Below are 16,901 nucleotides of genomic sequence, written 5' to 3'. Positions count from 1 at the left end.
ATATAGATAGCCTCAATTTTTGTAACTTTATTCAACTAAAAAAAATATGAAAAATAGAATTGTAGAACTTTTCAACATACAATACCCTATCATACAAGGTGGTATGGTATGGCATAGCGGTTGGCGGTTAGCCTCTGCTGTTTCTAACGCTGGTGGACTAGGACTGATAGGTGCCGGAAGTATGTACCCTGATGTTTTAAGAGAACACCTCCAAAAATGCAAAAAAGCTACCAATAAGCCTTTTGGTGTTAATATTCCTATGCTTTATCCTAACTTAGATGAAATTATTAACATTATTATGGAGGAGCAAATTAAAATCGTATTTACCTCAGCAGGAAATCCGAAAACCTACACCGAAACTTTACAAAAAGAAGGTATAAAAGTAGCTCATGTGGTTTCTTCTCTGAAATTTGCAATAAAATGCGAGGAAGCTGGTGTAGATGCTATTGTTGCTGAAGGGTTTGAAGCTGGCGGGCATAACGGAAGAGACGAGACTACCACTTTCTGCCTTATTCCTAATGTAAGCAAACATATTAGCACTCCCCTTATTGCTGCAGGAGGTATCGCTACAGGACAACAGATAAAAGCGGCAATGATACTTGGAGCAGACGGTGTACAAATAGGCTCTAGGTTTGCAGCTACAAAAGAAGCCAGTTCCCACGAAGCCTTTAAACAAAAAATAGTGGAGGCTAAAGAAGGTGATACTCAACTTACTTTGAAAGAACTTGCTCCCGTTAGACTATTAAAAAACAAATTCTTCTACGACCTAGAAAAACTTTATGAAAATGGAAGAGATATAGAAACTCTGAAACAAGCCTTAGGTAGAGCAAGAGCCAAGAAAGGAATGTTTGAAGGCGATTTAGACGAAGGCGAACTAGAAATAGGACAAGTTTCAGCACTCATAGATGACATTATCTCGGTAGATGAAGTATTTAAAAGACTCATAAAAGAGTTCAAAGAATGTAAAGAACCTTTTTTATAGTAAACTAAATAAAATGTCCCACGAGAGTACAAGTTAAAAAAGTTGGTATAATCTGAGCTTTTCGTTAAGGTAAGAAATAAATTTGATAGAAACCATATTCCCAATTTATAATAAACTTTGATTATTTTTTTATAAAGGGTGGCTTTTGAAATACTATTATTTTAATGCTAATATAAAAAAGCTACTCCTAATTAAGAAGTAGCTTTAGTTTTTTTTAATATTTACTTTATTTTAAAGTAATGTTGTCTAGTTGTACAGTAGTAGTTATTGTCGCATTTCCTGCATATTCAAAAATTATGTAACCTTTTCCTGTAATAGGAATAGTAAATTCACCACTATCTACCCAACTTGCAGCATAGCCAGTAGAATTCTCTTTTGAAAAAGCAAATTTAGAAGTAATATCTACTAAGTCAGTTTTATTTACAACTCCGCCAGGGGTATATTTTGTGGTATAATATACTTTAAGTGCATCTCCTGTATAGTAGCCATCTTTTGTTTGGAAAGAGAGTTTTGAAGTCCCTGTGAAATCAGCAGGAACTATAAAGTAAGTGTTTACAGCAGTGCTAGCTTTAAAAGCACTCATTTGGATATAGTTGTTGCCTCCAAAAGATTTCTGTTCCCAGAAACGATTTCCAACCGCAGAATAATTAATATATTTAGAATCTGCTATTCTTTTGGAGCTCGTTACAGTAGATACATTATCAAAGGTTTCTGCTATAGTTCTATTATATTCTGGAGTATCACCGCCTAAAACATTTTTGGAACTTACAAATCTTTCTTGTTCAAAATTAACATCGTTCAAATCACGAATGTAGAGTTGCCATGTTACATTTTTTCCAGAGACATATTTGTTTACTACTACAGTGACATCTCCACTTTTAGTAGGCAAAGTTTTTCCTGCAAAACGAGCGAAACCACTATTTCTCACTACTGCAGTATTGTCTTCACGGTCAACCAAAGTTCTATCAACAGTTTGGTTGTTAATAGCATCAGCATAAGTGATTTTACCATCTGCTTCTGCAAATTGTACTCCTTTGATAGTAACTAAGGTATTGATATATTCATCTTTAGTAGCTTCTGCAATGGAATTTACCACTCTAGGAGTAATGGTTTTAATGTCCATAGTATTGCCACCGCAAACCCCAGTGATAAAATTTCTCATATTACCTTCGGGTATTTGCCCAGTCGGGTTTACATAGCCTAGTTTAACTACTTCTCTGTCTAAGCCAACAGAAAGACCGTTAGCTCTAACCCTTACACGAGAGCCTACAGGATAGTCTGTGTATAGAAAAGTTTTGTTTATGGCTACTTGGATACCAGCGGTAGGATTTTCGGTTTTGTCTTGTATAGTGAGCTGCTTGTAAAAATTACCACCTTCGTCTGAAGATATTACATATCCTTCAAAAATAACAGGGGCATCTGTTTCTCCGTTAGGTATGGCATAATTACTAACAAAATTCGCATTAGGTGTTGGGGCTAATGCTTTGAAATCTTTAATGGTGATAGTAGGCTCCGAGAATTGGTTGCCACATTGGATTGCAGGAGTATCAAATTTGTCATCTTGCACGCAAGAAGTTAATGCTCCGAATCCAGATAGAGCTATCAATGAAATCTTTAAGTATGTTGTTGTTTTCATCTTCTTTGTATTAAATTGTTAAAAATAAAATTTAGAATCTTACCTGTAGATTGATAAAGTAGTTTCTTCCTTGTGTAAAGAAATATTTAGGTGCAAAGTTAGGGTACTCTCTATCGTAGTCTCTTCTAAAGTCTGCATAGTTTACATTTCTAGCCTGTTCAAAGCCTCCTGTAGCATATTTAGTGTTATCAAGTACATTATTGACGGTAGCACTAAGCATTACATAATATTTTCCTAACAGCCACGACTTACCAGCATTGATATTAAAGAAATAAGCTACAGGAAGTTTGACTTGGGCAGTAACTCTTCTGTACTCTTCCTCTGAAATACCTGCATAGGGATTGCCAGTCGTTTTGTTATTAACAAAAAAATCAGAACGGATGAGAGGAGATGGGTCTAGAAAATTATTGCCGAGATAATTCCAATTAGCACCTACCCACCAGTATTTAGGAGAGCTATATTTTACTCCTAGAGAGTAGGCCTCTTGTGGAGTACCTCCTTGTTTGAAGTTTTTGATGTAAGATGTTCCATAGCTAGTGTAAAGTTTTCCGTTCGGGAACATTCCCATAGCATCTGATGCGAAGTACACTTCTGGGTTGTTAGTATAGATATACTTCCCATAATTTGCCACTCCATTAACCGTAATAGTAGGTGTAATTTTTACTTCAACTCCCAATTCCGCTCCCATATTTCTACGGTTTACATTAGACATTACTTGTGTTACAAATGCACTCCTTGTATTGGTAGCGTTACCCTCGCTGTCTATGCCGTCTAATCTAATACCATCGGCAAAGAAACGCTGTACATTAGTATCATTTTGCGTGTCTATAAGGAATGCAGTAGCCCTCACTTTAATAAATGGAGAAGAAACCATATAGCTAATATCATTAGCAGAAACTATAGTACTTTTGAGATTAGGAGCGATGGCATTGTTTACCCTTTCATTTATAAACATATTTCTAAGATATGGTGCTTGGGAGTAGTAGGCACCATTGTAAACTAAGAAATTTCTACCATCTAGCTTATAGATTACTTGACCTTTCAAACCAAAATTCCAATAGTCTTGATTTCCTGATGATTTCGATATGTTTTTGTAGAGGTAATGGTTAAAGTGCCCTTCTCTGTTATTGGTAGTGTAGGACGCAAGAGCAGATACAAAAACATCAAAGTTGCTTATGCCAAATTTCAAGGCAGGATTTACTTTGAATTCTTGTCTTTGGAAAGTATAATCGTAACCAATTTTATCACCTACTTTTTTATGAGTGTTTTCTTCCCCTTCGTTAAATAGTCCCGAAAGCTTAGGCTGATTAGCTGCAGCGAAAGGGTCTCCGTTAAGAGCATACTGTCCGCCTAATAAGTCTTTTATTTCTCTATATTGGTCTGATGAATAATTTCTATAAGAAGCGTTGATGAATAGCTGCGTCTTGTCAGAAAAATTATGAACAAAATGAGTTCCTACATTCCAAACTTTGTCATCATTAACATCATTAACTAGAAAATAAACCGCTTGTTCTCTATTTCTATTAGCGAGGTAAAGCTTGTCCCAATTTATTTGAGTGTAATTTTGGTCATTACTTTCCCATCTGTTTTTGGTTATTTCTAGTTGAGCTATATCAGAGTTGCTAGGGTTAGCTAGTCCTGCGAAGTAGCTCGGTAGATTCCTGTAATATAGAGGAGATGGGTTTTGTGCATTATACCAGTCTAATCTAGAGGCTTTATCCTTACCAAATTGGTAAGAAATGGTAGTCCAAAGTTGAGACTTATTACTTATCTTCCAATAATCAGTAAGTTGCAATATTGGTTGAAATCCTTGTCTTACTCTTTCACTTCTTTTTTCGCCATCTTGCCAGCCCCAGTAAGCGTTGTAGTGTACGCCATTATAATCTATTACCTCTTGGGTATTAGGGCTAGCGGTACTTCTACGATACGGAGAACCTATTAAGTTTAAAGTAAGGGTATGTTTATCATTTACTTTTTTCTCAATTCCTAGGTAAGCTCCATAAGCATCATAAAAAGTACCTTCTTGTATACCTTCCTGTGCCCATCTTCTAGCTCCCATTATGGTAAAAGCCCAACCTTTTTTATTCATTCCAGAAGAATATCTTAAAGAAGTTCTGTTACGATAGTTTCTGTTGGTAAGGGATTGGGTAAATTGGAAACCTTTGCGGTATTCACTTGCTTTCATATTTTTGTAGACCACAGAGCCAATACCTCCGAAAGCGTATTCAGAAGGGGAGTGGTTTACTGCAATTTCAGGGTATCTTGTAATTTCATTAAGACCGCCCCAGTTGCCATAATCTACATTACCATTATCAGCATTTTCCATAGAGATACCATTCATCATAACCTCACTTCTTCTACCGTCTATACCCCTAGGTCTGAACCAATAGAAACCTAAATCAAAAGCAGCAATATTACTAAATACATCTCTAGAAGATTGTAATAGTCCTAATGTCGCTTGTGAGGAAGATTCGTCCATATTGCTATTGTCGTCCAGTAAAACTACTCCTAATTCTGAGTTTTTAAGGTTGGAAAATAGAGTAATAACTCCCAAATCTTTCCTTTTTTCGTTTTCAAAGACATCAAACTCTAGAACTTTTGTTTCATAATTAGGTTGGGTTACCACCATTTGGTAATGTCCTGGTTTTAAGTCCACAAATTGGAAATATCCAATTTTGTCTGCCTTTACATCGTCATTGGCTTCCCTTAGGTCAGCTACTGCGTTTTCGATGGGTTTTCCATCAGCATCTTTTACGTATGCATAGACTGTAGTCTGTGCATAGTAGTAAGATGCGGGTAATAGGCAGAACATAGAGACTAATGATAATTTCTTAATCATAACATTCTTATTTTTAGTTTTTGAATAAGTTGATTATTCAATCCACAAAATTAACCCATTTTTTTGGTAAATTTTAACAGAATTAAGAATTTTTAATATGTGATTTTTATCACGATTGAATAAATAAGCCATTGGATAAGGGGTTTATCGATGTTGGTGTCTTATGCGATGTTAATTAAAATTAATTTTAATCTACTGTTCGCCTCAAAATCACTAACTTTGCTTTGATATTAAAACTTAAAAATAAATGAAGATGAAAAAGATATTCTCTTTATTAGTATTGGGACTTTTTTTTACTGGTTTTTCTCAAACTGGAAAGTTGAAAAGAATGGCAACTGTGGGGTTCTATAATGTAGAAAACCTTTGGGACACCATTCAGTCTGCAGATTATATAGACGGAACGCTAGCTCCTAATCACCCTCGTTTCCATAGAAGTATACCACTAGATTCGGTAAAGTATTTGGAGCGTGAGGATTATCGAGGTGAGTGGTCGGATTCTAAGCTTATAGGTAAAAAAGTGGTACGTTTTCAAGGTTCTTCGGACGAATTTACGCCGAAGAGTGCTAAAAACTATAACTCAAGTATTTACAATCAAAAATTAGCTAATGCTGCTAGAGTTATTTCTGAGCTAGGAGCTTCGGTTACCAAGACCGCTCCAGTAGTGGTGGGGCTTCTTGAGGTGGAGAATCGCCAAGTAGTGGAAGATTTGGTAAAACAACCAGCGTTAAAGAAATTTGATTATGGAGTAATTCATTATAATTCCTATGATTACAGGGGGATAGATGTAGCACTTATTTATCAGAAAAGAAGATTCAGCCCTACTTATAGCACTAAAAAAGAACTCAAAATATACAATGAGGAAGGAAAGAGAGAATATACTCGTGATTTGTTGGTGGTTTCCGGATATTTAGACGGAGAGAAAGTTGCTTTTTTTGTCAATCACTGGCCGTCTAGAAGAGGAGGTGAAGCCGTTTCTCTTCCTAAAAGAAATGCTGCGGCTCAGTTGCTAAGAGTACAGATGGATAGTGTAAGGGCTTTAGATGCTAATACCAAATTGATAGCTATGGGAGATTTTAATGATGATCCCATTAGTAGTAGTTTGAAGAATTACTTAAAAGCAGTAGGAAGTACCAAAGAACTAAGCCCAGAATATCCTTATCTAAACTTAATGTATCCTTTGTATAAGAAGGGGGTGGCGTCTTTAGCATATCGCGATGCTCCTAACTTGTTCGACCAAATTATAGTTTCTGAAAATTTGGTTAGTCCAAAAGATGCTTCTTATTCTATTTTTAGAACGGAAGTTTATGCACCTGCTTATCTTATCAACAAGGAAGGTAGTTTTAAAGGGTATCCGTTCCGTTCTTGGGACGGGGATAAATTTACAGGAGGATATAGCGATCACTTTCCTGTGTTTACAATACTTTACAAGGAAGTTAATTAGAGTGCTTATCTTATAAATAAATAAGAGGTTGTCTTAGTTTAGGGCAACCTCTTTTTTGTTTTCATAAAAACTATTATCTTTAAGGACTAAAAAAAATAGGAAACCTATGGATTTGCAATTCAATAAAAATGAAGATTTAAACCGATTGAAACTTTCAGAAATCAATCAGTTATTAGCTAAAATAAAGAAAGGAGGGGGAGAAAAACGCTTAGAAAAACTCAGAAGCGAAGGTAAAATGACGGCTAGAGAGCGTATAGATTACCTCTTAGATGATAATAAAGATAGCATAGAGATAGGGGCTTTCGCAGGGTTTGAAATGTATGAAGAACACGGGGGGTGTCCTAGTGCTGGTGTAGTGGTTAAGATAGGGTACATTTCTGGTAAGCAGTGTATTGTAGTGGCTAATGATGCTTCGGTAAAGGCTGGAGCGTGGTTTCCAATTACGGGTAAGAAAAATCTTAGAGCTCAAGAAATTGCGATGGAAAACCGTTTGCCTATTATCTATTTGGTAGATTCGGCAGGAGTTTATCTGCCTATGCAAGACGAAATTTTTCCTGATAAAGAGCATTTCGGAAGGATATTTAGAAATAATGCCAAAATGAGTGCTATGGGGATTATTCAAATCTCTGCAGTGATGGGAAGCTGTGTTGCAGGAGGGGCGTATTTACCTATTATGAGTGATGAAGCGATGATTGTAGATAAAACAGGGTCTATATTTTTAGCAGGAAGCTATCTAGTAAAAGCAGCGATAGGAGAAAGTATAGACAACGAGACTTTGGGCGGAGCTACTACGCATTGTTCTATTTCTGGAGTTACTGACTATAAAGCTAAAGATGATAAAGATGCTTTGGATAGAATTAAAAACATAATGAAATCTATCGGAGATTTTGAAAAGGCAGGGTTTGACCGAACGGAAAGTTTTTTACCAAAAGAAAATTCTGAAAATATATTTGGTATTATACCTGCAGCTAGATCAGAACAATACGATACTTATGAAATTATAAAATGTCTAGTAGATAAATCGGAGTATGAGGAGTATAAGCCAGATTATGGTAAATCTATTATATGTGCTACGGCAAGGATAGACGGTTGGAGTGTGGGGATTGTAGCTAACCAAAGGAAATTGGTAAAAAGTGGTAAGGGAGAAATGCAGTTCGGAGGTGTTATCTATTCTGATTCTGCGGACAAAGCAACCCGATTTATTGCCAATTGTAACCAAAGGAAAATTCCATTGGTATTTTTACAAGATGTAACAGGTTTTATGGTAGGGTCTAAATCAGAGCACGGTGGTATTATAAAAGATGGTGCTAAAATGGTAAATGCGGTATCTAATTCTGTGGTACCTAAGTTTACCATTATTACAGGTAATTCGTATGGAGCAGGTAACTATGCTATGTGCGGTAAGGCTTACGACCCTCGCCTTATTGTAGCTTGGCCTTGGGCAGACCTTGCGGTAATGGGTGGGGCTCAAGCGGCTAAAGTATTGGCACAGATACAAGAGGCTACACTTAGAAAGAAAGGTAAAGAAATTACCGAAGAAGACCGAAACGAAATTTTACAAGAAATATCAAAAAAATATCAAAAACAAACTGAAGCCACCTATGCGGCAGCAAGGTTGTGGACAGATGCTATCATTAGTCCGTTAGATACTCGAAAATGGATTTCTATGGGGATAGAGGCAGCTAATCATTCGCCTATTACAGAGAAATTTAATTTAGGGGTTATTCAAGTGTAATGAATAAGGAAAAGAAAAAGCTATTTAGAAAAGTAAATACAACTACCTATGGTGTTCGGCATCACTTCGGGCAAGATTATAATAGAAGAGATAAAAATCAACAAGGTGGTAAAGGAAAAATGAAGAGGGGAGTGGAAAGAGGCTTAGACTATACTCCGCTCTTTAGATTTTTGCTATCAAAAGTAGGTTCAGATTGGGACAGTGTTTTTAATGAGGCTAAATCACGACTTGATAGAACTGAGCCTATCTTTTGGATGGTAGCATTAACGGAAGATGAAAAGCAAGATTTTGTGAGAATAGGAGAGTCTAGTTATTTTTCAGGGCTATTCGTTGATGAAAACAATATTTTACAAAAATGTACTCCTGAATTAAATAAATTCAATATGCAAAAATTTTGCAGTTGTTGTACATATACTTTTAATGGTGAGGTATACTAAATTTGCTGTTAGATAGTTAATAATTAAATGAAATTTTGTTTGGCTGAATTGATTTTTTAGATTAATTTGGTATCTTGTGTCAGTTTGTTTATCAAAGTGAAAAAGCAAATTCTCTTTAGCCTTTTTATAAGTTTTTCATTAGGTGTATTTTTGCAAGACCTTAGTGAACTTTCGTGGCAACAGTCTAATATTATAACCACATTAGGAGCTATTAGCCTTGGATTGATTTGGGTAAAAGCGGATTGGTTAGTTCGAGGCAGAATTTGGTTACTTAATATCTTTTTTCTCTGTTTTGGAGTATTTACTCATTACCTTAATTCGGAAAAATCTGTTTTGCCGAGTGTTTCTAAAAAGGAAGACCTCGTTTTTAAAATTGACCAAAAGCTGAATTCAACGGCTAAAAATAAACGCTACGAAATAACAGTTTTTCATCAAAAACAACTTTTCAAAGCAGTTTTGTCTGTTCCAAAGGATTTGGAAGATTTGGATTATAAGCACTACTATCAGTCTCAACTAAGTCTATATCCGTTGGAGTCTTCCAAGAATAATTACCAGTTTGATTATGCCAAATTTCAAGCAAGGAAAGGCGTATATTATAGAGCCTATGCCAAAGATTTACGTAAAGCTCCAAAATCAGAGCTCACTTTCTCCGAAAAAATGAAACAATGGCGACTGGAATTCCTTAGTAATATAGATAAAAACGAAAAACTTTCACAGCAAACTAGAGCTTTCCTAAAAGGAATTGTATTAGCCGATAGAACAGAGGTAGATGCAGGCACTAATTCCAATTTTAGGCGAAGTGGCTTGGCACATATTTTGGCTATTTCGGGGACGCACATAGCAATTATATTCGGAGTGGTCTATATGCTGTTGAGGTTAGTGTTGCCTGTTAGATTTCGGATTGGTGTAATGTTACTTAGTTTGTCATTAATTTGGGCTTTTGCTTGGTTTATTGGTTGGGGAAATTCTGTTGTTAGAGCCTGTATTATGCTTACGGTTTATTTTGGTTTTGTCCTTCTGCAAAGGAAACCGCAAGTTTTGGATTCTTTAGCCTTGGCAGGATTAGGGATTTTGATGGTGGATACACAAGAGTTGTTTTCGGTGGGATTTCAATTGAGTTTTTCGGCAGTATTGGGAATTTATTGGTTTAATAGACCTATGATTCGTCTTTTTCCAAATCCTAGAAACAAAATTCAAAAACTATTGCTTTATACCTTCACGATGTCCACGGCGGCACAGCTTGGGACTATGCCTATTGTGATTTATTATTTCCACCAGTATTCAGCGTGGTCTATTTTGGCTAATCTTTTAGTCCTTCCTTTAATGGAAATTGTGATTATACTATCGTTTTTAATGACGATTGTTTTTGGCTTAGGGATTTATTGGAGTTGGCTATCTTTTACTTATGATTGGTTAATTAAAGCGTTGCTATGGCTGATAGGTTTCTTTGGTAAAATAGAGGTAGGGTCTTTTCAAGACATACCGTTGAGTATTTGGGAGATGGGTGTTTGGGCGGTAGGGCTTTATTTCCTAAGAGAAATATTGATTCGTTTTACATGGAGAGGTTTTATGAGGTTGATGTTTTCTGTACTTTTATTTTTCGGGATTAAAATGTGGCTAGATATTAGAGCTTATCATGATAAAGAAGCAAGGTGGCATTACCATTATCGTACTAAAGTGTTCTCTGTTTTGGATAAAGGAGAGGTGTATTTTTGGGTGGTGGATAAAGATAATTTAGAAACGTTAGAAAGTAATCTCATAAAACCTTATGTAATTTCTAAAAGAGCTAAAAGTTATAAAATAAAAATGATGTCTAGAAGTAAATGAGGTTATTTTTAATGGGAAAAAGTATCCGTCTCAATAGCCTTTATGGTGTATTAAATATTTTATTTAGAAAGATTATAAACTATGTATTTCTGATGTTTCTCATTTTTAAGAAACTTAACATTTTTTTAACTTTGTGAAAATTTAAAATAATAAACTCAATATGGCAGGTTTAACAAGTTCTACGATTGGTAGAAAGTATGCAATGGCACTATCAGCAATATTTTTGTTAGTGTTTTTAGTGATGCACCTTTCGGTTAATATGCTTTCTGTTTTTAGCGAAAGTGCGTTTAACCAAGCGTCTTATTTTATGGGATACAATCCTTTTGTACAATTTTTAATGCAGCCGATTTTGATTTTTGCTGTGTTTTTTCATTTTGTGATGGGGTTTGTATTAGAAGCTAAAAATAACAAAGCTAGACCTGTGAAATACGCAGTGAATGGGGCTAAGGCTAACTCTTCGTGGATGTCTAGAAATATGATTATTTCTGGAGCAGTTATTTTAGCATTTTTAGCACTTCATATGTATGATTTTTGGGTGCATGAGATGACTTACAAGTATATTCCTGGAGAAGGAGATCCTAGCGATGTTGCTCGTTTTTGGGAAGAATTACATGAGAAGTTTTCTAACCCTGTTAGAGTGGCTTTTTATGTGGTTTCTTTTGTGCTTTTAGGGTTACACTTAGCACACGGTTTCCAATCTTCGTTCCAATCTATAGGCGCTAGACACCCTAAATATACACCTTGTATTATGGCTTTAGGGAAGTGGTATTCTATCCTTATTCCACTAGGTTTTATATTTGTGGCAGTATTTCATTTCGTAACTCAATAAAATTTAGATTTTAAGTTTTTGTCAATTTAAAATTTAAATCATTTAATTTAAAATATCTAAAAATGAGTATATTAGATTCTAAAATTCCAGCAGGTCCATTAGCGGACAAGTGGAAAAATCATAAAAATCACATGAACCTAGTAGCCCCTAACAACCGTGATAAGATAGATGTTATCGTGGTAGGAACAGGGTTAGCAGGTGGTTCTGCCGCTGCTACTTTAGCAGAGCAGGGATATAATGTGAAGGCATTTTGTTATCAAGATTCTCCTAGAAGAGCTCACTCTATTGCGGCTCAAGGAGGGATTAACGCTGCTAAAAATTATCAAGGTGATGGAGATTCTATCTATCGATTGTTCTACGATACTATCAAAGGGGGAGACTATCGTGCTAGAGAGGCTAATGTTTATCGTCTAGCGGAAGTTTCTGCTAATATTATAGACCAATGTGTTTCTCAAGGGGTTCCTTTTGGAAGAGATTATGGAGGTCAATTGGACAACCGTTCTTTCGGCGGGGTTCAAGTAAAGAGAACATTCTACGCTAAGGGACAAACAGGTCAGCAGCTTCTACTAGGAGCTTATTCTGCAATGAGCCGTCAGATAGGTAAGGGTAGAATTAAAATGTACAACCGTCATGAAATGATGGAACTGGTAATTGTTGACGGAAAAGCAAGAGGGATTATTGCAAGAAACTTAGTAACTGGAGAGATAGAAAGACACTCTGCACACGCGGTGGTTATTGCTTCTGGAGGTTATGGTAATGTTTATTTCCTTTCTACAAATGCTATGGGGTCTAACTGTTCTGCAGCTTGGAAAATCCATAAGAAAGGAGCTTATTTTGCAAACCCTTGTTTCGTTCAGATACACCCTACTTGTATTCCTGTTCACGGGACACAGCAATCTAAACTGACTTTGATGTCTGAGTCTTTAAGAAACTCTGGTAGAATATGGGTTCCTAAAAAGATAGAAGATGCGGTGGCTATTAGAGAAGGTAAGTTAAGACCTGAAAATATCAAAGAAGAAGATAGAGACTATTATTTAGAGAGAAGATATCCAGCGTTTGGTAACTTAGTGCCTCGTGATGTGGCTTCTAGAGCTGCTAAAGAGCGTTGTGATGCTGGTTTTGGTATCGAAAATAACGAAACTAAGGAAGGGGTTTACCTAGACTTCTCTACCGAAATAATGAAGAAAGGTAAGGAAGCGGCTTTAGAAAGAAACCTACATAATCCTACTGAGCAACAAATTTACGATTTAGGTAAAGCTTGGGTAGAAGAGAAGTATGGGAACTTATTCCAAATGTACGAAAAGATTACAGCGGATAATCCGTATAAAACGCCAATGAAGATTTATCCAGCGGTACACTATTCTATGGGTGGTGTTTGGGTAGATTATAACTTGATGTCTACAATACCAGGTTGTTTCGTGATTGGTGAGGCTAACTTCTCAGACCACGGTGCTAACAGACTTGGAGCTTCTGCTCTAATGCAAGGCTTAGCTGATGGGTACTTCGTACTGCCTTATACAATCGCAGATTATCTTTCTGCGGATATTAGAACAGGGCAAATTCCTACAGATACACCAGCTTTTGAGCAAGCAGAGAAAGAGATACAAGAGAAAGTTAATTTCTTCATCAATAATAACGGAACTCACTCTGTAGATTATTTCCACAAGAAACTAGGAAATGTAATGTGGAACAAGGTGGGTATGGCTAGAAACGAGCAAGGCTTGAAAGAAGCTATCCAAGAAATTGAAGAAATTAGAAAAGATTTCTGGCAAAATGTAAGAGTTCCAGGGGAAGCTAATGGTATGAATCCTGAACTAGAAAAAGCATTCCGTGTAGCGGATTTCTTGGAGCTAGGTCAGCTTATGGCGATGGACGCACTTAACAGAAACGAATCTTGCGGAGGACACTTCCGTGAAGAATACTCTACTCCAGACGGAGAAGCACAGAGAGATGATGAGAACTATAAGTATGCTGCAGTTTGGGAATATAAAGGAGAGGACATCAATCAGGAAGTCTTGCATAAAGAAGAACTGGTTTACGAGAATATAGAAGTGAAAACAAGAAGTTATAAATAATCTCCAATAAAAACGATAATAAAATGAGTGCAAAAAAAGGATTAAACCTGACTCTAAAAATTTGGAGACAGAAAAATAATAAATCAAAAGGGCAATTTGAAACTTATAAGATTTCTGATGTTTCTCCTGATTCGTCATTCTTGGAGATGTTAGATATGCTCAATGAAAATTTAGTAAACGAAGGTAAAGAGCCTGTTGCTTTTGACCACGACTGCCGTGAGGGTATTTGCGGTATGTGTTCGTTATACATCAATGGTAGAGCTCATGGTCCTGATACAGGGATTACAACTTGCCAGCTACATATGAGAATGTTTAAAGACGGTGAAACTATTCATATAGAGCCATGGAGAAGTGCTGCTTTCCCGGTAATTAAAGACTTGGTGGTAGATAGAAGTGCCTTTGATAGAATTATGGCTGCAGGAGGATTTATTTCTGTAAATACTTCTGGTAATACTACCGATGCTAACAGTATCCCGGTACCTAAAGAAGATGCAGATAAAGCAATGGATGCTGCGGCTTGTATAGGATGTGGTGCTTGTGTGGCAACGTGTAAAAACGGTTCTGCAATGCTATTTGTGGGGGCTAAAGTATCTCAGTATGCACTATTACCACAAGGTAGAGTAGAGGCTAAGAGAAGAGTTCTTAAAATGGTAGCAGCTATGGACGAGGAAGGCTTTGGTAACTGTTCTAACACTGGAGCTTGTGAAGTAGAATGTCCTAAAGGAATTTCTCTTGAAAACATTGCAAGAATGAACAGGGAGTTCCTATGTGCAACGCTTTCTAGTGCAGAATAAGACTACGCTTTTTAAAATAAAAGAAAAATCGCTTTTTATAACAAAAAGCGATTTTTTTATGTGGTTATCCATTATATTTGTTCTGTGGAGCAGTTTTACAGAAAAATCATACACATAGATATGGACGCTTTCTATGCCTCTGTGGAGCAACGAGATTTTCCTGAACTCAAAGGGAAACCTGTGGCGGTAGGAGGAGAGCATAGAGGAGTTGTGGCTGCTGCAAGTTACGAAGCGAGAAAGTACGGCGTAAGGTCGGCGATGTCTAGTGTTGTAGCAAAGAAAAAATGCCCACAGATAATTTTTGTTAAACCTAGATTTCATAGGTATAAAGAAGTTTCCGAACAGATAAGAGCTATCTTTTTTGAATATACCGACTTGGTAGAGCCTCTTTCGCTAGACGAAGCATATTTAGATGTTACCCATAACAAAAAGGGTATAGTTTCGGCTAATTTAATAGCTAAAGAAATAAGACAAAAGATATTTGAAACTACTGGACTTACAGCCTCGGCGGGGATTTCGGTAAATAAATTTTTGGCTAAGGTAGCTTCTGATATCAATAAACCTAACGGACAGAAAACAATTCATCCAACTAAAGTGCTTTCCTTTTTAGAAAACCTTCCCATAGAGCGGTTTTATGGGATAGGAAATGTAACGGCAAACAAAATGTATCAATTGGGAATTTACAAAGGCAAAGATTTAAAAGAAAAGACTTTGGAGTATTTGGTAACTCATTTTGGAAAAATGGGAGGGCATTATTATGATATTGTGAGGGGCATACATAGAAGTGAGGTTAAACCTCATAGGATTGCCAAAAGTGTAGGGGTAGAGCATACTTATGCAGATGATATTGATACCGAGCAAGATATAGATAAGCAATTGATGAGATTAACCCAAGAATTATACGAAAGAATAGAGAAAAAGCAAGTCAAAGGTAAATCACTAACACTTAAAATAAAGTACAAAGATTTTTCACTTTTTACGCGCTCCAAAACTCAAGATTTGTATTTTGAAACAGAGGAAAAAATGTATCAAACTGCTCGATTTTTGTGGAGTCTTCGTCCTTATGATAAAGCTATTCGGCTTTTAGGATTATCTTTGTCTAGTTTGAATACGCCATCACATAAAAAAGTTTATGTGCAGCTTAAAATTCCATTTAAAGATTTGTAAATCAAATATTTGGTTATATTTGTAAAACAAGATGATGAATATGATGTTATTGTAGTCTAATTCTTTTTTGTATTTTTGGGGTAAATTATATTAACAATGGCAAAGACTGAAACAACAAGTCCTAACGATGATAAAAAAAAGGCATTAGCAGCCGTATTAGAAAAACTAGATAAAACCTACGGTAAAGGTACCGTTATGAAACTAGGTGATGGTACGGTAGACCATAATATAGAGGTGATTCCGTCAGGTTCTTTAGGGCTAGATTTAGCTTTAGGGGTAGGCGGTTATCCTAAGGGGAGAATTGTAGAAATCTACGGTCCAGAATCTTCTGGTAAAACTACATTAACGCTTCACGCAATTGCGGAAGCTCAAAAAGCAGGAGGAACTGCAGCATTTATAGATGCAGAACACGCTTTTGATATGCACTATGCCGAAAAATTAGGTATCAATCTAGAAGAGCTTATCGTGTCTCAACCAGATAATGGAGAGCAGGCATTAGAAATTGCAGATAGCCTTATCCGTTCTGGAGGAGTGGATATTGTAGTGGTGGACTCTGTGGCGGCACTTACGCCTAAAGCAGAGATTGATGGAGATATGGGGGATTCTAAAATGGGGCTTCACGCAAGGCTGATGTCTCAAGCACTTAGAAAGTTAACCTCTTCTATTTCTAAAACAAAATGTACTGTAATTTTCATCAACCAGTTGAGAGATAAAATTGGAGTAATGTTTGGGAGTCCTGAAACAACAACGGGAGGAAACGCTCTTAAATTCTATGCTTCGGTAAGGATAGATATCAGACGCTCGTTGAGTGATACAGGTAAGATTAAAGATAAATCTGGCGAAGTTATAGGTAACCGAACTAAAGTAAAAGTGGTTAAAAATAAAGTAGCTCCACCATTTAAGAGTGCTGAATTTGATGTTATGTACGGAGAAGGTGTGTCTAAAGTTGGTGAAATTTTAGATGTGGCTACAGATTTGGATATTATCCAAAAGAGTGGTTCTTGGTTCAGTTATCAGGATACAAAACTGGGACAAGGGCGCGATACGGTGAAAGAACTCATCAAAGATAATCCTGAACTTGCAGAAGAGCTAGAAGCAAAAATCAGAGAGAAATTACAAGCTAAATAGCATTATTAAAA

General features: G+C 36.4%; 12 protein-coding genes. 10 read left to right on the top strand and 2 right to left on the bottom strand.

Annotated features, from left to right (window positions below; all coding sequences use genetic code 11):
- The first annotated feature begins 46 nt into the window (after positions 1-46).
- Positions 47-982, top strand: a complete 936-nt coding sequence (locus tag D1003_RS08160; protein WP_153936414.1) for a nitronate monooxygenase family protein — start codon at positions 47-49, stop codon at positions 980-982.
- Positions 983-1,208: 226 nt separating this feature from the next.
- On the opposite strand, the gene D1003_RS08155 is transcribed toward D1003_RS08160, so the two are convergent.
- Together D1003_RS08155 and D1003_RS08150 are read right to left on the bottom strand one after the other, a co-directional pair.
- A complete protein-coding gene (locus D1003_RS08155) occupies positions 1,209-2,618 on the bottom strand; it encodes a DUF5689 domain-containing protein (protein WP_153936413.1) in 1,410 nt (469 codons plus the stop codon).
- A 31-nt stretch (positions 2,619-2,649) separates the two neighbouring features.
- Positions 2,650-5,457: a carboxypeptidase-like regulatory domain-containing protein gene (locus D1003_RS08150; RefSeq protein WP_153936412.1), complete on the bottom strand. Its 2,808-nt coding sequence runs from the start codon at positions 5,455-5,457 to the stop codon at positions 2,650-2,652.
- 247 nt (positions 5,458-5,704) lie between these two features.
- Between D1003_RS08150 and D1003_RS08145 the strand changes: the two genes are divergently transcribed.
- The 9 genes from D1003_RS08145 (at position 5,705) to recA (ending at position 16,890) form a co-directional block, all read left to right on the top strand.
- Positions 5,705-6,898, top strand: a complete 1,194-nt coding sequence (locus tag D1003_RS08145) for an endonuclease/exonuclease/phosphatase family protein (protein ID WP_153936411.1) — start codon at positions 5,705-5,707, stop codon at positions 6,896-6,898.
- Between the two features lie 106 nt (positions 6,899-7,004).
- Entirely contained in the window at positions 7,005-8,633 is a 1,629-nt protein-coding gene (locus tag D1003_RS08140) for an acyl-CoA carboxylase subunit beta (RefSeq protein WP_153936410.1), read from the top strand.
- Positions 8,633-9,070, top strand: coding sequence for a hypothetical protein (locus D1003_RS08135; RefSeq protein WP_153936409.1), 438 nt, complete (start codon positions 8,633-8,635; stop codon positions 9,068-9,070). The genes D1003_RS08140 and D1003_RS08135 overlap by 1 nt, the downstream gene beginning before the upstream one ends.
- Positions 9,071-9,166: 96 nt before the next feature.
- Positions 9,167-10,897, top strand: coding sequence for a ComEC/Rec2 family competence protein (locus D1003_RS08130; RefSeq protein ID WP_311709983.1), 1,731 nt, complete (start codon positions 9,167-9,169; stop codon positions 10,895-10,897).
- Positions 10,898-11,057: 160 nt separating this feature from the next.
- On the top strand, positions 11,058-11,726 hold the full coding sequence (locus D1003_RS08125; RefSeq protein ID WP_013446918.1) for a succinate dehydrogenase cytochrome b subunit: 669 nt from the start codon (positions 11,058-11,060) through the stop codon (positions 11,724-11,726).
- 62 nt (positions 11,727-11,788) lie between these two features.
- Positions 11,789-13,801 (top strand): fumarate reductase/succinate dehydrogenase flavoprotein subunit, encoded by a 2,013-nt coding sequence (locus D1003_RS08120; RefSeq protein ID WP_014938048.1) that lies wholly within the window; start codon positions 11,789-11,791, stop codon positions 13,799-13,801.
- Positions 13,802-13,824: 23 nt separating this feature from the next.
- Complete coding sequence (locus tag D1003_RS08115; RefSeq protein WP_004918231.1) at positions 13,825-14,595, top strand: succinate dehydrogenase/fumarate reductase iron-sulfur subunit; 771 nt, start codon at positions 13,825-13,827, stop codon at positions 14,593-14,595.
- 84 nt (positions 14,596-14,679) lie between these two features.
- Positions 14,680-15,762 (top strand): DNA polymerase IV, encoded by a 1,083-nt coding sequence (dinB, locus tag D1003_RS08110; RefSeq protein ID WP_079208501.1) that lies wholly within the window; start codon positions 14,680-14,682, stop codon positions 15,760-15,762.
- Positions 15,763-15,858: 96 nt separating this feature from the next.
- Positions 15,859-16,890 carry a recombinase RecA gene (gene recA / locus D1003_RS08105; protein ID WP_052911811.1) on the top strand — a complete coding sequence of 344 codons (1,032 nt, stop codon included), beginning with the start codon at positions 15,859-15,861 and terminating at the stop codon, positions 16,888-16,890.
- The last annotated feature ends 11 nt before the right edge of the window (positions 16,891-16,901 follow it).

The sequence above is a fragment of the Riemerella anatipestifer genome (assembly GCF_009663465.1).
Classification (GTDB): domain Bacteria; phylum Bacteroidota; class Bacteroidia; order Flavobacteriales; family Weeksellaceae; genus Riemerella; species Riemerella anatipestifer_C.
The sequence above is the reverse complement of the archived record's forward strand: the minus strand, read 5'-3'. Positions and strand labels throughout refer to the sequence as shown.